Annotated in this window: 14 protein-coding genes; 8 read left to right on the plus strand and 6 right to left on the minus strand. The window is 66.9% G+C overall.

Features of this window, described 5'->3' with window-relative positions:
* Positions 1–158 precede the first annotated feature (158 nt).
* From ybgF to ftsH, 3 genes are all read left to right on the plus strand, one after another.
* The gene (gene ybgF, locus ACQR1X_RS19840; protein WP_316217941.1) at positions 159–1214 is read left to right on the plus strand and encodes a tol-pal system protein YbgF; all 1056 of its coding nucleotides are present in this window, start codon (positions 159–161) and stop codon (positions 1212–1214) included.
* A 62-nt stretch (positions 1215–1276) separates the two neighbouring features.
* Positions 1277–2350 (plus strand): tRNA lysidine(34) synthetase TilS, encoded by a 1074-nt coding sequence (gene tilS, locus ACQR1X_RS19845; RefSeq protein WP_434899432.1) that lies wholly within the window; start codon positions 1277–1279, stop codon positions 2348–2350.
* 235 nt (positions 2351–2585) lie between these two features.
* Complete coding sequence (gene ftsH / locus ACQR1X_RS19850) at positions 2586–4502, plus strand: ATP-dependent zinc metalloprotease FtsH (protein WP_315802592.1); 1917 nt, start codon at positions 2586–2588, stop codon at positions 4500–4502.
* Between the two features lie 207 nt (positions 4503–4709).
* Here the strand turns inward: ftsH and ACQR1X_RS19855 are convergent, their stop codons facing one another.
* Entirely contained in the window at positions 4710–5915 is a 1206-nt protein-coding gene (locus ACQR1X_RS19855) for an alpha/beta hydrolase family protein (protein ID WP_434882341.1), read from the minus strand.
* A 178-nt stretch (positions 5916–6093) separates the two neighbouring features.
* Here ACQR1X_RS19855 and ACQR1X_RS19860 point away from each other — a divergent pair, with 178 nt between their 5' ends.
* The 3 genes from ACQR1X_RS19860 (at position 6094) to ACQR1X_RS19870 (ending at position 9856) form a co-directional block, all read left to right on the plus strand.
* The gene (locus ACQR1X_RS19860) at positions 6094–7320 is read left to right on the plus strand and encodes a glycosyltransferase family 87 protein (RefSeq protein WP_434899433.1); all 1227 of its coding nucleotides are present in this window, start codon (positions 6094–6096) and stop codon (positions 7318–7320) included.
* A gap of 157 nt (positions 7321–7477) precedes the next feature.
* Positions 7478–8152, plus strand: a complete 675-nt coding sequence (locus tag ACQR1X_RS19865; protein WP_315802595.1) for a TetR/AcrR family transcriptional regulator — start codon at positions 7478–7480, stop codon at positions 8150–8152.
* 96 nt (positions 8153–8248) lie between these two features.
* Positions 8249–9856 carry a glycosyltransferase family 87 protein gene (locus tag ACQR1X_RS19870; protein ID WP_434899434.1) on the plus strand — a complete coding sequence of 536 codons (1608 nt, stop codon included), beginning with the start codon at positions 8249–8251 and terminating at the stop codon, positions 9854–9856.
* 8 nt (positions 9857–9864) lie between these two features.
* Here ACQR1X_RS19870 and pyk read toward each other — a convergent pair whose 3' ends face one another.
* Positions 9865–11301: a pyruvate kinase gene (gene pyk, locus ACQR1X_RS19875; protein WP_315802597.1), complete on the minus strand. Its 1437-nt coding sequence runs from the start codon at positions 11299–11301 to the stop codon at positions 9865–9867.
* Positions 11298–11894: a DUF1036 domain-containing protein gene (locus tag ACQR1X_RS19880; protein ID WP_434899435.1), complete on the minus strand. Its 597-nt coding sequence runs from the start codon at positions 11892–11894 to the stop codon at positions 11298–11300. Before ACQR1X_RS19880 ends, pyk begins: the two co-directional genes overlap by 4 nt.
* Positions 11895–12094: 200 nt before the next feature.
* On the opposite strand from ACQR1X_RS19880, the gene ACQR1X_RS19885 reads away from it, so the two are divergent.
* The gene (locus tag ACQR1X_RS19885) at positions 12095–12391 is read left to right on the plus strand and encodes a DUF1244 domain-containing protein (protein WP_316179843.1); all 297 of its coding nucleotides are present in this window, start codon (positions 12095–12097) and stop codon (positions 12389–12391) included.
* Between the two features lie 252 nt (positions 12392–12643).
* On the plus strand, positions 12644–12919 hold the full coding sequence (locus tag ACQR1X_RS19890; RefSeq protein ID WP_008961835.1) for a DUF2312 domain-containing protein: 276 nt from the start codon (positions 12644–12646) through the stop codon (positions 12917–12919).
* A gap of 166 nt (positions 12920–13085) precedes the next feature.
* On the opposite strand, the gene ACQR1X_RS19895 is transcribed toward ACQR1X_RS19890, so the two are convergent.
* From ACQR1X_RS19895 to ACQR1X_RS19905, 3 genes are all read right to left on the minus strand, one after another.
* Positions 13086–14726 (minus strand): DUF882 domain-containing protein, encoded by a 1641-nt coding sequence (locus ACQR1X_RS19895; RefSeq protein WP_315802600.1) that lies wholly within the window; start codon positions 14724–14726, stop codon positions 13086–13088.
* 269 nt (positions 14727–14995) lie between these two features.
* Positions 14996–17068: a L,D-transpeptidase family protein gene (locus ACQR1X_RS19900; protein ID WP_434899489.1), complete on the minus strand. Its 2073-nt coding sequence runs from the start codon at positions 17066–17068 to the stop codon at positions 14996–14998.
* Positions 17069–17454: 386 nt separating this feature from the next.
* Positions 17455–18948, minus strand: coding sequence for a sigma-54-dependent transcriptional regulator (locus tag ACQR1X_RS19905; protein WP_315802601.1), 1494 nt, complete (start codon positions 18946–18948; stop codon positions 17455–17457).
* Between the last annotated feature and the right edge of the window lie 24 nt (positions 18949–18972).

Genomic DNA, 18972 nt, shown 5'->3' on the forward strand with positions numbered 1-18972 from the left:
CGCCGGCTTCGTCGTTTCTGGTCGGCGGGTCTCGTCCGGACTTGGTCTTGTCTTCGCTTGAACGTCATTTGTATCTATCGCATTTCTGCTTTACAGCCTCGCTCACAGGCCTGTTTTCAATGTCTCGCCGATCCGGTCGTCAGGGCAGCATGTCATTCATGTTTCTTCCACGGAGCGCCGCCGCGATCCTCGCCGCGCTCGTCATTTTCTCGTGCCAGGCAGTTTCGTCGCGGGCGCTCGCCCAGACCGATGACGATGATCCCGAGATCCGGATTCAGCGGCTCGAAAATCAGCTCCGGCAACTGACCGGTCAGAACGAGGAGCTGCAATATCGCAATCGCCAGCTCGAGGAGCGGCTGCGGCAGTTGCAGAGCGCTGCACCCGGCGGTGCGCCCGCGGCGCAGACCAACGCGGCTGCTCCCGCGCCGGCCAATCCCGCTTACGGCCAGCCCCCTCAGGCGGCCAACGGCCAGCAGCCCTATGGCCAGCAGCCGTACGGCCAGCCGCAACAGGCCTATCCGCAGCAGCAGCCGGTCTACGCGCAGCCGCCCGCCGTCGGTGCGCCGGTGCAAATCGTCCAGGAGCCCGCGGCCCCCGGTCGGGGCCGCCGCGGCGATGCGTTCGACCCGAGCCAGAATCCGACCGCTCCAGGCGCCCCGCAGGCGCTCGGCGGCGGCCAGTTGCCGATCCAGCCGGGTGGCGGCCAGCCCGCTGGCCGTCCCGTCGGCGATCCCGCGGCTCTCGCCAACACCGCGGGCGGGCGCTATCCCCAGGGCGCGCCGCCGGCCGCCGCGCCGGGGGCGGGCGGACTGGAGACCGCGCCGCCGCGGCAGACGCCGCGCGACGAATACGACCTCGGCATCGGCTACATGCAGCGCCGCGACTACGCGCTGGCCGAGCAGACGATGCGCAACTTCACCCAGAAATATCCGAACGATCCGATGGTCGGCGACGCGCAATACTGGCTCGGCGAGAGCTTCTACCAGCGTCAGCAATATCGCGATGCGGCCGAGGTCTTCCTCGCCGTGACGACGAAATACGAGAAGTCGGGCAAGGCGGCGGATGCGCTGCTCCGGCTCGGCCAGTCGCTGGCCGCGCTGAAGGAGAAGGAGGCGGCCTGCGCCGCGTTCGGCGAAGTGACGCGCAAATATCCGCGCGCCTCGGCGGGCGTGAAGGCGACCGTCGATCGCGAGCAGAAGCGGGTGAAGTGCTGAGCGCCTGCGGGCGAGGGGAGGCCTCTCGCCTATAACCGGCTGGGCGGATAGGCTGCGGCGCCATGTCGAAGGCCCGTTCCGAAGCCGATCTTGCGATCTCCGCCGCCGAAGCCGAGCGCCTGTTCGCGCCGCTTTCGGCCGCGCCCGCACTGGTGCTCGCCGTATCGGGCGGTCCCGATTCGATGGCTCTGATGTGGCTCGCGGCGCGGTGGCGTGCGGGGCTCGCACAGGGACCGCACCTTGTGGCCGTGACGGTCGACCATGCGCTGCGGCGCGACTCCGCCCGTGAAGCCCGCGTGGTGAAGGAGATCGCGCGCCGGCTCGCAATTCCGCACCGGACCTTGCGCTGGACCGACGCGAAGCCGGACACCGGAATTCCCGAAGCGGCGCGGCTGGCAAGATACCGCCTGCTGGCGCGCGCGGCGCGGCAGGCGCGTGCCGGACACGTCGTCACCGCCCACACCCGTGACGACCAGGCTGAGACGGTGCTGATGCGGCTGTTGCGCGGCAGCGGCATTGCGGGGCTCGCGGCGATGGCACCGCTCAGCGAGCGTGAAGGGGTGTTGCTGGCGCGGCCCCTGCTGAACGTTGCCAAAGTCCGGCTGGTAGCGACGCTGCGCTCGGCCGGAATCCCGTTCGCAGATGACCCGACCAATCAAGATCCCGCCTTCACCCGGCCGCGGCTGCGCGCCCTGATGCCGGCCCTGGCCGCGGAGGGCGGCGATGCCCGGACGCTGGCGACGCTGGCCGACCGGCTCGGACGGGCCAACGCCGCGATCGAATTGATGGTGGATGGCGCCGAACGCTATCTCGCACTGCGCGCGGCCGGGAGCAGGCCGGTCGGCGGGGGTCACGGCGAGACCTTCGAGGCGCGCGCCTTTGTCGCACTTCCAGCCGAAATCAGGCTGAGGCTGCTGATCCGCGCGATCAATCGCATTGGAACCGAAGGTCCCGTGGAACTCGGCAAGGCAGAGTCGCTGCTGGCGAGGCTGGACCGGACTCTTGCGGGGATCGCAGATGGTGGTACGTCTGCTCCGGGCAGGCTAAAACAGACCCTGGCTGGTGCACTGGTAAGCATGACGAGAGAGACGATCCGCATCACGCCCGCGCCGCCGCGGCGCTCGCGCGGGATTTGAAGCGGTTCACCGCCTTCGCGGACGCTTAACCACCTGCCTTGGCGACGCTTTCCCGCGCCATTTTTTGAGCGGGAATCGGGCTAGGATGCGATAAATAGTCCTTTCTAGTTCCCTTGGCATTGCCGTGAGTGGTACCTAGATTACGAGACGGTCGACCGGGGGATTCCCTCGTGGCTACCCAGGGATGAGTCCGAGGACTAACGGCCGCGATCCGCGCGACCACGAAGGAAAATCGATGAACGCCAATCTGCGCAATTTCGCCCTTTGGGTCATTATTGTCCTGTTGCTGTTGGCGCTGTTCACACTCTTCCAGAACCCGGGGCAACGCGCGTCGTCGACCGACATCAACTTCTCGCAGTTGTTGACCGAGGTCGATCAGGGCAATGTGCGCGACGTCGTGATCCAGGGGCCGGAGATTCACGGCACCTTCAAGAACGGCTCGTCGTTCCAGACCTACGCGCCGAGCGATCCGAACCTCGTGAAGCGGCTGTACGACGCCAAGGTCAACATCCAGGCCAAGCCGCCCGGCGACAACGTGCCGTGGTTCGTGTCGCTGCTGGTCTCCTGGCTGCCCTTCATCGCGCTGATCGGCGTCTGGATCTTCCTCTCCAGGCAGATGCAGGGCGGCGCCGGCAAGGCGATGGGCTTCGGCAAGTCGCGCGCCAAGATGCTGACCGAGGCGCATGGCCGGGTGACGTTCGAGGACGTCGCCGGCGTCGACGAGGCCAAGCAGGACCTGCAGGAGATCGTCGAATTCCTGCGCGATCCCGGCAAATTCCAGCGGCTCGGCGGCCGCATCCCGCGCGGCGTGCTGCTGGTCGGCCCTCCGGGCACCGGCAAGACGCTGATCGCGCGCGCCGTGGCCGGCGAAGCCAACGTGCCGTTCTTCACCATTTCGGGTTCTGACTTCGTCGAGATGTTCGTCGGCGTCGGCGCCAGCCGCGTCCGCGACATGTTCGAGCAGGCGAAGAAGAACGCGCCCTGCATCATCTTCATCGACGAGATCGACGCCGTCGGCCGCCATCGTGGCGCCGGTCTCGGCGGCGGCAATGACGAGCGCGAGCAGACCCTCAACCAGCTGCTGGTCGAGATGGACGGCTTCGAGGCCAATGAGGGCGTGATCCTGATCGCCGCCACCAACCGTCCCGACGTGCTCGATCCGGCGCTGATGCGTCCCGGCCGCTTCGACCGCCAGGTCGTGGTCTCGAACCCCGACATCATCGGCCGCGAGCAGATCCTGAAGGTTCATGTCCGCAAGGTGCCGCTGGCGCCGGACGTCAACCTCAAGACCATCGCCCGCGGCACGCCCGGCTTCTCCGGCGCCGACCTGATGAACCTCGTCAACGAGGCCGCCCTGACCGCCGCCCGCCGCAACAAGCGGATGGTCACGCAGTCCGAGTTCGAGGAAGCCAAGGACAAGGTGCTGATGGGCGCCGAGCGCCGCTCGATGGTCATGACCGAGGAAGAGAAGATGCTGACCGCCTATCACGAGGCGGGCCATGCGATCGTTGGCCTCAACGTCCCGAGCCACGACCCGATCCACAAGGCGACCATCATTCCGCGCGGCCGCGCGCTCGGCATGGTGCAGTCGCTGCCCGAGGCCGACCGTCACTCGCATACCCGTGAATGGTGCGTCTCCAAGCTCGCGATGATGTTCGGCGGCCGCGAGGCCGAGGTGCAGAAGTTCGGTCCGGAGAAGGTGACCAACGGCGCCACCGGCGATATCCAGCAGGCCACCAACCTCGCGCGAGCGATGGTGATGGAATGGGGCATGTCCGACAAGCTCGGCCGCGTCCGCTACCAGAGCAATGAGCAGGAGGTGTTCCTGGGCCATTCGGTGGCGCGCTCGACCAACATCTCCGACGATACCGCCCGCCTGATCGACTCGGAAATTCGCGGCCTGATCGAGGCCGGCGAGCAGGAGGCGCGCCGTATCATCACCGAGAAGCGTGACGATTGGGAAGCGATCGCCCAGGCCCTGCTGGAATACGAGACGCTGACCGGCGAGGAGATTCTCGACCTGCTCAAGGGCAAGAAGCCGAACCGCGAATCGGCGATCGAGCCGTCGACGCCGCGCGCGTCGGCCGTGCCGCCGGCCGGCAAGCCGCGGCCGCGACCCGATCCGGGCCTGGAGCCGCAGCCCCAGGCGTGAGCTGATAGCCGCGACAGGCTTCCGGCGGTCAGCCCGTCTGATCCGGAAGGCCAAGAGAAACGAAAGGCCCGGCTTGCAGCCGGGCCTTTTGTTTGTTTGGAGATATGTGCCGGCGGTGGTCCGAACCGGGGGTGAAGAGCGTGTCAGCTCTTGCCAAGTCGGTGGTTGACGGAGTGCCGCGGACCGCATCCAGCGGCGCCGCGCGCCTTACGGCTTATCGAACCAGGCCTTCCACTGCGGGACGGCGGTCGCGAACGTGCCGCGATGGCTGGTCGGTCCCGTCGACACCGCCTCGACCTTGCTGTTGCCGGCCCCGATCGCCTGCTGGTAGGTCATCGCCAGCCGGCCCAGACCGGTCGAGATCGCCTCGTCGGTCTCGCCGTAATAGTTGCGCACCGGCGTCTTGATGATCCAGCGATAGGCCTGCGTCTGCGCGACCAGGCGGCCGTAGGCCGACGCCGCGAAATACTCCGCATCGAAATAGTCGGGCTTGAGCAGCTTGTGCAGATCGGTCGGGACGTCGGCGACGTTGAAGGGCTCGCGCTCATAGGCCTTGCGCGCGACGTCGTAGTAGCTGTCGCTGATCACCGAGCGCGCCAGCCCCGGCACCGCATAGTAGTTCTCGAACGCGAACGCCGACAGGATGAACAGCGAATTGACCCAGGCGGCGTCGTTCTTGCGCGGGAAGCTGAGGAAGCCGTTGAGCGCCACGGACACGTCGACAGGAGCGCTCGCGGTCGCCGCCGCCGTCACCGGCACGCCGGCGCTTTCGAGCTTCTCGAGAAAGGCCATGGTCACGAAGCCGCCTTGCGACCAGCCGGCGATGTCGAGCCGGGCGCTCGTCAGCTTCATCTGTTCGAGCACGGCGCGGCTCGCCCGCAGCATGTCGTAAGTGGCCTGCTGATGGCTGGCCTTCACCATGTAGCCTTCCGGCTCGGTCGAGATGCCCATTCCGAAATAGTCGGCGCCGATCAGCAGATAACCTTGTCCTGCGAACTGCGCGATCATCAGCTGGGTCTCGGGCGACTGCTCCGGAAACGACGGCACCTCCTGCTTCCCGTACACCGTCCCGTGCTGATAGGACACCATCGGCAGGCTGGTCTCGCCGGTCTCGGGCACCGCGAGCAGGCCGCTCGCCGTGATCGGCTTGTTGCCGCGCTCGGGGATGACGGACGCATAGGTGACGCGATAGAGCCTGACGGCGTTGCGGGCCGGGGTGTAGGTCACCGAAACGCCCGCGAATTTCGGCGTGTCGACGGCGAGGATGGTGTTCAGCCGGGCGACGTCCCAGCGGGCCAGATATTCATAGCTGACGTCGGAGGAGACGCGGACGGGAGCCTTGTCCTGGGCACGGCTTGCGGTCGGCCAGATGGCGCAGACGAGCACCGCGATGAGAGCGCGATAAACGAACATGGAATCTCCCCGGCCTGCCGCCGTCGGTTGCATTCGGACTCCTGCGATACAGATCGCGAGTAAACAATCGGTGCGGCGCCGGCAGCCGCGCTCCGTCGCCCGCGCTTAAGCCTTCTTCAAGCGTCCCCGCCTATGTCTCGATGAGGAGGCGTCCATGCAGGCGCGGGGCGAGGTCCAGATGGCTGACAATCCTGATGCCGCCGCGATCCCATCGCAGCGTCGTGACGTTCCGCTTGGCCTGTTCGCAGTCTGCTTTGCGCTCGCCTGCATCAACGCCTCGTTCTTCCCGGCCGGACTGTGGTCGGGCACCTGGATCTGGGACCAGGCGGGTCTCGGGATTCCCACCGACTTCGTCAATGTCTGGGCGGCCGGCAAGCTCGCGCTGCAGGGACATCCGGCGCTGGCCTGGGACTGGGACGTGCAGCGCCAGGTCGAGCTCGATCTGCTGCGGCAGGATTTCCCGGGCTACTTTGCCTGGCACTATCCGCCGCCGTTCCTGTTCGTCGCGGCGTTCCTGGCGCAGTTTCCCTACACGCTCGCCTTCGTCGGCTGGGTCTATGCCAGCTTCGTTCCCTATGCGCTCGCGATGCGCGCGATCGTCGGCCGCGGCTTCGGCCTGCTGCTGGCAGCCGGCTTTCCGGCCCTGTTCTCCAACGCGCTGGTCGGGCAGAACGGATGCCTCACCGCCGCGCTGGTCGGCGGCACGCTCTATCTGCTGCCGGTGCGGCCGGTGCTGGCGGGGATCTGTCTCGGGCTGCTGACCTACAAGCCGCAATACGGTCTGCTCTTCCCGATCGTGCTGATCGCCACCCAGCGCTGGACCGCGTTCATGTCGGCGAGCGTCACCGCCGTCGTGCTGGCACTGCTGTCATGGCTCGCCTTCGGGCTGGAGAGCTGGCAGGCCTTCTTCCATTGGCTGCCGATGTTCTCGCAGGCGTTCCTGACCGAGGGCAAGGCGACCTGGTGGAAGCTGCAGAGCCTGTTTTCGCTGGTGCGCTATTTCGGCGGCTCGGAAGCGCTCGGCTGGACCTTCCAATGGGTCCTGACCGCAACCGTCGCAGTCGTGCTGGTGACGCTGTGGCGCAGCCCGGTACGTTACGCGCTGAAGGCGGCGGCGCTTGCCGTCGGGCTGCTGCTGACGACGCCGTATCTGTTCATGTACGACATGATGGTTCAGGCCGTCGCCGTGGCCTGGCTGGTGCGGATCGGCCTCGCCGAGGGCTTTCGCCGCTACGAGCTGCCCGCGCTCGGCGGCATCGCGGCGCTTCAGATCACGTTCATGCTGTCCGGGATTCCGCTCGGGCTCGCCGCCAACCTGATCATGGCCGGCCTGGTGCTGGCGCGCGCCGGCTCGTGGTGGCGTCGGCAGCCGGCGCCCGCCGACATGGCGCTCGCGAGCGCCTGACTCGCTGATCGGGGCCGGGTAGGGTCATGATTTCCCTTGTCTTCCTTCGTGAACAGGTGTTCAGTTCTTACTGCCTTTTGTGAGGTCGATCCTCCAAAAACACTGAACCAGCGTTCGCCGGGTGCCCTGGACGAGCGCGTCCGGGACGAGAAACGCCATGGTCTATCGGCGAACCCATCAGGTCGTGAAGCGGCTGGCGGCCCGCCGCAGCGCGATTTTGGCTGCCGCCCGTGAGACCGCCGCCGAAGGCGGCATGTCGGCCGTCCAGATCGCCCCGGTGGCGGTCCGGGCCAATGTCGCAGCCGGCACCGTCTATCGCTACTTTCCCTCGAAGGCCGATCTGATCTCGGAGCTGATCGCGGAAGTCTCGCGCGACGAGCTCGCCGCCGTCCGGCGCGCCGCCGATGCCGCGCCCGGTCCATCCTCGGCGCTGGCTGCCGCGGTATCCACGGTCGCAGTGCACGTCCTGTCGCAGCGCAAGCTCGCCTGGGGCATCCTGGCCGAGCCCGTCGACGTCGACGTGACGGCGTCACGGATCGCGAGCCGCCGCGAGATCGTCGGCGAGATCGCCTCGCGGATCGACGCGGCCGTCCGTGCCGGCCACCTTCCGGCGCAGGACACCCAGTTGGCCGCGACCGCGCTGCTCGGCGCGCTGCACGAGGCGCTGGTGGGGCCGCTGGCGACGGAGAATCCCGACGACCCTGCCAAACTCCGCGACACCGTTCAGGCGGTCACCCTGCTGGCGCTGCGCGCGGTCGGCGTCATGGACGCGCGTGCGCGCGGTCTCGTCGTGCAGGCCGTGCTGCCGGTCAGGAGCCTGGTCGGCGCGTAGTCCGCGCTTAAGCAAGGATTCACCCGGCGCGGCGATGGTGAGGCTGGCGTGCCGCGAGAGCACCGCCTTGCCCCACTCCAGGTGCCTCCTCGGACGATGTCGATTGCACGCAACCCTCTGGCGACGCGCCTCGTCATCGCCGGATCGGCCGCCGCCGGCGCCGTCTATGCGTATCTGGCCGGCGAGGACATCAACTGGGACTGGCAGAACTATCACGACTATGCCGGCTTCGCGCTGCTGCATGGCCGCTTCGATGTCGATGTGGCGCCCGGCGGCTTTCAGAGCTTCCTCAATCCGCTGATCTATGTGTTGCCCTATGCCGTCCGCCACGGGCTCGATGCGCCGTGGTGGGGCGTCGCGCTGGGCGCGCTGCACGGCCTCAATCTCGCGCTGGTCTACTGGGTCGCGCGCGTGTTGCTCGGGCGCCTGGCGGACGCGTTCACGCTCAGCGCGGCGATCCTCATCGCGGCCCTCAGTCCGATGGCGCTGTCCGAGGTCGGTACCAGCTTCGCCGACATTCTCACGACCCTTCCGATCCTTGCCGGCATCGCGCTGATCTTCGGGGAGCACGATGAGCGCGGCCGCCGTTTCGTCGCCGCTGGGCTGCTGATCGGCGCGGCCACGGGATTGAAGCTCACCAATGCGACGTTTCTGGTCGGAGCCGGCGTGTCACTGCTGTTGGTGGCGCGGCCGTGGCGCGCGATCGCCGCGTTCGGAGCGGGCAATGCGGCCGGCGTGATCGTGACTGCGGGGCCGTGGGCGCTGAAGATGACGCGCGACTACGGCAGCCCGCTGTTTCCGTTCTACAACACGATCTTCCGGTCGCCCGAAGCGCCGCTCGCCTCGATCGTCGATACGCGCTTCATGCCGCAGGGCCTGCTCGATGCGCTCGCCTATCCGTTCTACTGGGTGATCGGCAAGCATCCCTCGTCGGAATGGCCGTTTCGCGATCCGCGCTTCGCCGTCGTCATCGTGCTGCTCGTCGCGCTGATCGTCACCGGCCTGTGGCAGCGGCGCGAGGTGCTGCCGCTGCGCGAGCGGCGGCTCCTGATCTTCTTCTGGCTCAGCTACGTCCTGTGGATGCTGGCCTTCTCGATCCAGCGCTATCTGATGCCGCTCGAGCTGTTGTCGGCGCCGCTGATCGTCCTGCTGCTCATCCGCCTGATTGAGTCCTGGCAGGCGGGCTCTGGCTTGGACGTGTCACCGCCGCGGCGGATGACGCAGGCCGTCGCGGTGATGGCCGCGCTCGGCATCGCGCTGGCATCGCAGCCGACCGACTGGATGCGGCGGCCGTGGTCGGATCCCTACCGGCCGCAGCTCGCGGCCAGCCTGCAACGTCCGGCGACGTTCCTGCTGCTGCAGAAGCCGCTCGGCTACGTCACGTCGTTCCTGCCCCAGGGCTCGCGCGTCTATCAGTTGTCGGAGCTCGTCGTGCCGATCGTGCCCGGCGGCGTGCTCGATCGCCGCGTTCGCAACGGCCTGGCCGATCCGTTGCCGGGCGGCGTCTGGGCGCTGTATTTCTCCAACAGCCCGGACGACAACCCGCCGCGGCTCGCGGCGCTCGCGGACTACAACCTTGAGATCGATGCGTCGCGCGGCTGCGAGCGCATCCCCGGCGCCGCCGGCATTGCGATCGAGGCTTGTCCGGTGATCGCGCGGGCCAAGGCGCCGTCCACCGCCGGACTGGGGTCGACGACGCGTTAGCGTTCGTCTCAGATATGGGCGTCGCTCGACGGCCCGACATAGGCGATCCGCACCATGTTCGTGGTGCCGGGTGTGCCGAGCGGCACGCCGGCGACGATGATGACGCGCTGCCCGGCGCGGACGAAGCCGTCGCGGAAGGCGATCGAGCCGGCGCGCTCGACCATGTCGTCCTGGTCGCGCGCGTCCTCGGCCACCACGCAGTGCACGCCCCACACGACCGACAAGCGGCGCCCGGTCGCCAGGTTGGGCGTGATCGCGACCACCGGCGGCTTCGGCCGCTCGCGCGCGACGCGGATGGCGGTGGAGCCCGACGAGGTCCAGCAGATGATGGTGGGCAGATCGAGATTCTCCGCAATCTGCCGCGCGGCTTCGGCGATGGCGTCGCCCGCGGTCGATTCCGGCTCGGGCCGTTGCGCTGCGATCACGGAGCGGTAGACCACGTCGCGCTCGACCTCCTCGCCGATGCGGTTCATGGTCGACACTGCCTCGACCGGATATTTGCCGGCGGCCGATTCGGCCGACAGCATGATGGCGTCGGCGCCTTCATAGACCGCGGTGGCGACATCGGAGACCTCGGCGCGGGTCGGCACCGGCGACTGGATCATCGATTCCAGCATCTGCGTCGCCACCACCACCGGCTTGCCGGCGCGGCGCGCCAGCCGCGTCATCTGCTTCTGCAGTCCGGGCACACGCTCCAGCGGCAGCTCGACGCCGAGATCGCCGCGCGCCACCATCAAGGCATCGGAGACGTCGACAATGTCGTTGAGCCGGTCGATCGCCTGCGGCTTCTCGATCTTGGACATCACGGCGGCGCGGCCGCGGATGATCTTCTTGGCTTCCAGCACGTCGTCGGCGCGCTGCACGAAGGACAGCGCGATCCAGTCGATGCCGATGTTCAAGGCGGCGTCGAGGTCGGCGCGGTCCTTCGGCGTCATCGCCGACACCGGCAGGTCGGTGTCCGGCAGGCTCACGCCCTTGCGGTCGGACATCCTGCCGCCGATCACGACCCGGGTGACGGCGCGGGTCGGCGAGGTCTCCTCGGCGATCAGCCGCACCTTGCCGTCATCCAGCAGCAGCGCATGTCCGGGCTGCAGGGCGGCCAGGATTTCCGGATGCGGCAGGTGGACCCGCGTCGCATCGCCCGGCGTCTTGTCTGAATCGAGCACGAAGCTCTGGCCGTTGTTGAGCTGAACCGGGCCCTCGGCGAAGGTGCCGAGCCTGAGCTTCGGGCCCTGCAGATCGACCAGAATGCCGATCGGGCGGCCGTAGCTCGCCTCGACGCTGCGGATCGTGGCCACCAGCTCCCGCAGCTTGTCGTGCGGGGTGTGGCTCATGTTGATCCGGAAAATGTCCGCCCCGGCCTCGAACAGCTTGCGAATCATCGCGCTGTCCGAGGAGGCGGGACCGAGCGTGGCGAGGATCTTGATGCGTCGCAGCCGCCTCATGGCTTGGGCGCTTGCCCTGGCGGCAGGGCCGGCGCGGCCGCCGGCGGCGCGCCCTGCGGCCCATTCGGCAGACCGGGGACGTTGCCTCCCGGTCCGAGCGTGCCCGGGATACCTGGAACGCGCTGCTGCGCCGGCTGCTCGTTGGCCTCGGTGAGCTGTACCGTCCAGGCGCGCTGGTCGCCGGTGTCGACTTCGAAGAAGCCGGTGCGGTCGAAGCCGCGGGCCAGGCAATTGTCGGTGCCCTTGATGGTGAATTCCTTGTCACGCGAGCACATGAAGGCCTGTCCCGACCATTCACCGCCGCGGTCATAGTCCAGCGCATAGATGTAATAATAGCGCGCCACCAGCGTGCCCTTGAGCAGCGTCTCGCAGCTGCGTGACGACACGTTCCACCAGCCTTCGGTGGTCCAGCCTTCGGAGTCCTTGTAGCCGAGGGCGATCCCGACCCGGCTTGAGGTGTTGTTGCAGAGCCGAAAATCGGCGGCCGCAGGGGAGGACCACAGACAGAGCGCGGCCAGCCCAAGCAGCGAAAGCAGTCCGTAACCGGGGCGGAAGGGATTGCGATGCAGGAGAGAGGAGATTTTCGGGATCATTGCGCGACGCTATATCAACCGTTGAACGATGTCGCTGGGCTTGGCTGCGGCTGTCAACGCCATGACGATCTCGTGCGAAGCCGCTGCGATCGAGCGCCTCGCTCCTCCTGACGGTGCTGCGATATGGCCAAATCCGCGACGAAGCCTCATTATATAGCAGACATCCGTCACGGCGCGGAACAGGGAACAAAGAGATGACGATGGACAGCACCACCCGGACCGAGCTCGAAGCCGCCGCCTTTCGCCGGCTCGTCGAGCATCTGCGGACGAGAACCGACGTTCAGAACATCGATCTGATGAATCTGGCAGGCTTCTGCCGCAACTGTCTCTCCAACTGGCTGAAGGACGCCGCCGACGCCCAGGGAGCGCCAATGACCAGGGACGAGAGCCGCGAGGCGGTCTATGGCATGCCCTACGAGGAATGGAAGGCGAAACACCAGCGTGAGGCCAGCGCCGAGCAGCGCGAAGCCTTCAAGAAGTCGCATCCGGGCCACTGATCAGACGCGCAGGAGCCGCACTGTCCGGCGCGGCAATGTGCGAATCGGGTGCTGCGCGGGATGGCGACGAAACACAAGTGGCGCGAGCGGCTTGCGCAGGCTTGACGCTGCGCAGGCCAACAAGGTGTGGGCGCTCTGTGGATGAGGTCGATGCCGCCTTGACGCAGGGCACGCTAGATTTGAGGGTCGCGGCGAACACGTAGCGCCCTTTGGCGCCTTCCTTGGACACAGAGTTCCACTCAGGAGTATCAGATGGCCACCTCCGCCGCCGCGAAGGACGACGACTCGCCCGCGACCCGCTTTGCCGTAGACCAGCTCAAGTCGATCATCGAGCGGATCGAGCGTCTCGAGGAGGAGAAGAAGGCGATCTCCGAAGACATCAAGGACGTCTACGCCGAGAGCAAGGGCAATGGCTTCGACGTCAAGGCGCTGCGCACGATCATCCGGCTGCGCAAGCAGGACCCGAACGAGCGCCAGGAAGAGGAAAGCATCCTCGAGACCTATATGCAGGCGCTCGGAATGATCTGAGCAGCAGGCCTCGCTCACCTGCAGGAGATCTCCGCTGCCCCTGACGGGGCATTCGCTTTCTCCCGATCCGGCTCGGCTTGCCGGCGGCATGCGCATGTTGCGGCGATCGACGCCGCACTCCAAACCCGTCGATGCTGAGGAGAACGACTAGCAGGCCGCCGCGGCGTCAGCGCAAGGCTGCCGCGCGCATGGCGAAGGATTTGGTTTCGAGCTTGATGATCGCCGGCCCCGTGAACTGGTCGTAGCTCAGTCCCGGCGTCGGCTCGGCGGCGAAGCTCATCGCCAGCGCGACCTGCGGCTTGACGAAATAGCTGCGCATCACGGTGAGGTCCACGTCGCCCATTTTCGTCACGGACATCGAGGATGAAGCGCTCGGCGTCAGCATGATGGCCCGCATCCAGGTCGAATCGGGACCCTTGGCCGCCGAGATCCGCGTCGCCATCGTGATGGCGCCGTCCTGACCTTGCCCATTCTTCGCGGCCTCCGGCACCGGCGCGACGCTGCGGGTCGCCGGGCGGGCATTTCGCACCGGGATGACGGTCGTGGAGGCGGCATTGGCGCGATCGAGCGGAGAGGAGGCCGGGGGCGCGAAGGCCATGGCCTGCATCAGGCTCGCGGTCTGCTGCTGATCGATCGACGACAGCGCACGGCGCGCCGTGATCGCGGCAACCTGCTCGGGGGTGGCCTGCTTCGGCGTGCCGGGATTGTCACCCCAGAAGCCGCGCGAATTGATGATGTCGGCGACGCTCTGCGGCGCGCCGTCCCTGGATCTGCTGCCGACGGCGCCCGTCGTTTCGGACTTCGTCTCCGGCTTGGTCGCCACGGGCTGAGCTGCAGATTGCGCATCCGCGGAGGCCAACTGCAGGGCGTTGACGATCTTGCCACGCGCGGTGGCGGCTTTGCTGTCCACCGATCGCTCGGCGGTCCGGCTGTCCTTGTCGGAGTTCTTGTCAGCCGGCTTGGCGGCGAGTGCCGCGGTTTGAACCGGCTTGGCGTCGGCCTTGCTCTCGCTCTCGCCCGACTCCTCGTCATCCTCGCTCGGACGACCGCGGAACAGCCGTGCAAACAGGTTGGGGCTGGACGACGTGTCATCGCCATTGCCGCGCTTCTCGATCTCGGCCTTGGCCAGCTCATAGCCCTTGAGCGGAACGCCGTTGCTCGGCACGTGAACGGTCTTGCCGTCGGGGAACACGCGGGCGAGCTGCTCGGCGGTCATGCGCGGCCAGTGGCGGATGTTGCCGGTGTCGAGATGGACGAAGGGCGAGCCGGAGGTCGGGTAGAAGCCGACGCCGCCGCGCTGCAGGCGCAGGCCGGCAAAGCGGATCTGCTCCAGCGGCACGCCAGGGATGTAGAAGTCCATCGCATGGCCGAGCATGTGCTGGCTGTGGCGGGCCACCCCGGAATGCGCCGAGCGCCGGCGCAGCATCGAGTTGGTGGCGGGCGACCGGTACGACGAGATGATCTGGATCGGCTGCTTGGCGTCGACGTCGCGATAGACTTCCCAGAGGATGTCGAACAGGCGGCGGTCCATGACCGTCTCGTCCTGGGTACGCCAGTCGCGCAGGAAATGGTTGAGCTTCTTCAGCGCGTCTTCGTCGTAGCGGCCCTCGCGCTTGAAGGTGACCGTGAGATCTTCGCCGGAATGGGTATGGTGGAAGGAGAGCGTCTTGGTCTCGTTCAGTGCAGCGGCGTCATGCACCGAGCCGGCGCCCAGCACCAGGAGCAGTGCCGCCAGTCCGTATTGGCATCCAGCCTTCCAGCCCGCTCTCGTGAGCGAAACAGATTGGCGCGCGAAAACAGACAGCAAGATGCAGCCCACCCCGTCGACGAGCGTTTACTCGAATACCCTCTTGCGGCCCGTCCGGCGGAAGAGAGAGGAAACGCTTACCTAAGGCGGGATGGTTAAGGGATACTCACCGACCCGCCCCCCAATTACCCTTAACATATACTCTTGAGTGTGGCGAAAAAGAGCCATCGAATCTTGGTTGATCATTGTGGTTAACCTAAAGCAAAGGCCCCGCCGATCGGCGAGGCCTTTGATCTCAAAATGGAATTTGACCGTGATCGGCGGCCTGATCAGCGGGTGAAGACCCGCCGGGCAGGGCGGCCGACCGGCGCCGGCGGCGTCGGCGCGCCGCCGCCGCCAAACAGCCGCTCGAAGAAGTTCGGGCCGGAGGAGAAGCTGTTGTCGCTGAGGCTGACCGAGTTCGGCAGCGGCCCCTTCGGACGCGCGTAGCTCGGCTGGGCATGGGCGACGACGTTCTCGAGATCCTTGCCGCGGCTGTTCTTCAGGATCGCGATCATGGTGGCGTCGCGGCCATAGATGTCCTTGCGGAATTGCAGCTTGCCGGCATCGTCGACGAAGGCGGTCTGGTAGGTGATGTTGACCGGAATCGGCGTCGGGAATTTCAGGTCGATCTCGCTCCGGCCGTACATGCTGCGGATGCGCTCGGGCGTGTAGCGCTCGCCGGGCATGGTGATGTTGAGCAGGACCGACGCGTACTGATCCGGATACTGTACGCGCATGCAGCCATGGCTGAAGGCGCGCTCGTCACGGGCGAACAGGTTCTTGTCCGGCGTGTCGTGCTGATAGACCAGGAACTTGTTCGGGAAGTTGAAGCGGATGCGGCCGAGCGCGTTGGCCTCGCCCGGCGGCTGCGAGATGTGGATCGAGCCGTCGCGCGCGCGCTCCAGCCGGAGCCCCATGCGGTCGAGCACCGTCGGATCCTGCTGCAGGGCCGGCAGATACTCGTTGTAGATGATCGACGGCGGCACGTTCCAGGTCGGATTGACCGTGATGAACTTCATCGTCTCGCTGAGCAGCGGCGTCGCATGCTGCCCGGGCTTGCCGGTCACCACGCGGGTGCTCCACACCTGCGCGCCGTGCTGCATCACCTTCAGCGTGTAGTCGGGGATGTTGAGGATCACATAGGCGTCGCCGATGCCGGGGGCGCCGAGGTCGCGCGGCAGCCAGCGCCAGCGCTCCATGTTGACGAGGACCGTATCGATCTGCTTATCGCGCTTGGGCGTGTTCAGCGCCTTCACGGTGCGGTCGTCGAGCACTCCGGTCGGCTTGAGGTCGACGCTCTCCTGAAACTTGCGGACGGCGGCGGCGACTTTGGCGTCGTAGCGGATGTCGTCGGCATTCTCGGTGAGACCGAGCTTGGCGCGCAGCTTCGGCACGCGCGGGTCAGACATCTGCGCCTCGGCCTCCGGCGCATTCTTGCCGCGGGCAGGCGTGTATTTCAGCGGCTGGCCTTCGTCGATGATCACGGGCGCGCCGTCGGTGACGCCGCGCAGCTCGGCGAGCTTGGCCTTCAAGAGCTTGTAGAGCTTGTGCGGAGGGTTGTAGCTCTCGAGCGCCGCCGAGGCGTCCTTGGCGCCGGTGACGTTGGCCAGCACCTCGTTGGGGTCGACCGGATGGTCGGGATACTGGATGTCCGCCGAGACCTGCGACCAGTGCATGCGGCCGCTCTGCGCCTGGCGCGCGTAGTCCATCATGCTCTCGGTGAGTCTGAGATCGGCCTCCGCGAGTGCATCCGGTGCGGAGGCTGCGGCTGCGAAGTCCGGCACCGGATAGTCGCCGGGATTGAGGCCGTCGGCTGCTGCATCCTTGAGACGGGCGATGACGCCCTTCGCGGCGGCGGTCAGGCTGCCGCCCTGGGTCCAGACCGGCGCATAGTCGCGGCCGGTGTAGAACTTCTCGACGGCGGCGCGCTCGGCCTTGCGGTCGAAATACTTCGTCGCCTTGGTCGCCATCAGGTCGCGCAGACGGTCGGCAACGGGCTGGTCGGCGGCGGGAACGGTGCTGGCGGCCTTGACCGGCTCCGGGGCTGTCGCGGTGGCAGGAGCCGCTGCGGGCGGCGTGGCGACGGTCTTGGTGGGATCGGCCGCAGGCGCCGCCGCAGAGTCGACCGGCTTGACCGTGGTCTCGGGCGCCTTGACCTGCTCGGGCGACACGGTTGCGGTGGTGTCGGATTTGGTTGTGTCGAGTTTGAAGTCACTGGCGGTCGGCGGCGGTACGTTGGCCGGCTCGGGGAACGGGATCGCCGCATCGATGGCCAGCTCGGCCGCGCTGTTGCGGGGCGGATCGCTCTGGGCGAAAGCAGAGGTCGAGGACACCGCGAGGAAGGTCGCCGCGACAGCCATGAGCACGCGGTCATATCCGCCACGGGTGGTCACACAATCTCGCATCGTCAATCCCTCGGATGATCTGTCCCGGCTGGAACAGGTGTAACAAGGTCGATCCGCCAGCTTCGGCGTAGGTACCGCCGGTGAGGATGGCTCACGTCTGCACGCAATGATTCACGCCCAAACGATACTCAAGCCCCACTTCTGCGGCCAGCGCCACACGGGACAACTCACGACAAACTGACTCTTGGGAAACCCCGGCCAAACCGATCGTGCGTTTGTGCCACGCGTTATTTCCTTTGTCTGTCACCGCAAGGCAACGGTTCAGATGTTCCATTGTTGCCAAGACTTGCGGCCTTTTTCGGACGACAGCCGAGCGCGACCATGGTGAGCATCCGCGCGGCTCAGCCGAGCGGCGGGCTTTCCGTTGCGGGCGTCTCGCCATTGGCTTCGTCGAGTTTGCGGTAGAGCGTTGAGCGTCCGATTTTGAGGCGGCGCGCCACCTCCGACATCTGGCCGCGGTAATGGGCGATGGCGAAGCGGATGATCTCATGCTCCATCTCCTCGAGCGGCCGCACCTCGCCGCTCGCGGTGAGCAGCGGCAGGAACCCATGCGAGGGCAGAGGGGCAATGGGTACTTCACTACCCGGCACCATCGCAGGCAGGGGAGGAACAGGCCGCTCAACGGTGAGGGCCGGCGCAGGCTCCACCGGCGGCGCGTGGGTGGGAATCAGCGGAAAATCGGCCACGCCGAGCTGGTCGCTCTCGCCCATGACGACGGCGCGGTAGACCGCGTTTTCCAACTGGCGGATGTTACCGGGCCAGTCGAGCTTGGTCAGATAGGCGACGGCCTCGCCGGTGATGCCCGAAATGGCGCGGTTCTCCTCGGCCGCAAACCGCGCGAGGAAATGCCGCAACAGATGCGGGATGTCCTCGCGGCGGGTGCGCAGCGGCGGAATGGTCAGCGGCAGCACATGCAGCCGGTAGAACAGATCCTCGCGAAAATGTCCTTCCTTGACGCGGTCGAGCAGCCTGCGATTGGTCGCCGAGATGATGCGCACGTCGACCTTGACCGGCTTGCGGCCGCCGACGGCCTCGACGGCGCCCTCCTGGAGGGCGCGCAGCAGCTTGACCTGGGCGGTGAGCGGCAGCTCCGAGACCTCGTCGAGGAACAGCGTGCCGCCATGGGCTTCGACGAACTTGCCCATGTGACGCTCGGTCGCGCCGGTGAATGCGCCCTTCTCGTGACCGAACAGGATCGATTCCACCAGATTGTCCGGAATCGCGCCGCAATTGACGGCGACGAACGGCTTCGTCTTGCGCTCGCTGGTGCCGTGGATGGCGCGGGCGAACAGCTCCTTGCCGACGCCCGATTCGCCTTCGATCAGCACGGGAATCGACGAGGCCGCGGCCTTCTCCGCGATGCGCAGGATCGGCGCCATCGCCTCGGCGCGGGTGATGATGTCGGCGAAGGTCAGGCGACCTTCGCGGCTGTGCCGGATGCGCTGCAATTCGCCCTTCAGGGCCGAGGTATTGAGCGCATTGCGCAAGGAGACCTGGAGCCGCTCGATGCCGACCGGCTTGACGACGAAATCCTGCGCGCCGGCGCGCATCGCGGAGACCACGTTGTCGATGCCGCCATGCGCGGTCTGCACGATGACAGGTATCGAAATCCCGATCTCGCGCATCTTCGAGAGCACGCCCATGCCGTCGAGGCCGGGCATCACAAGGTCGAGCACGATGGCGTCGATGGGGCCGGCGTCAGGATTGGTCAGCTTCTCGATGACGGCGTCGCCGGTCTCGACGACGACCGCCTCGTAGCCGCATTTCTGCACCATGTTCTCCACCAGCCGGCGCTGGACCGGATCATCATCGGCAATCAAAATGCTGGCAGCCATGGCTTTCCTTGCACGCTACGACTA

The sequence above is a fragment of the Bradyrhizobium sp. HKCCYLRH3073 genome, assembly GCF_051167995.1.
In the GTDB taxonomy this organism is placed as follows: domain Bacteria; phylum Pseudomonadota; class Alphaproteobacteria; order Rhizobiales; family Xanthobacteraceae; genus Bradyrhizobium.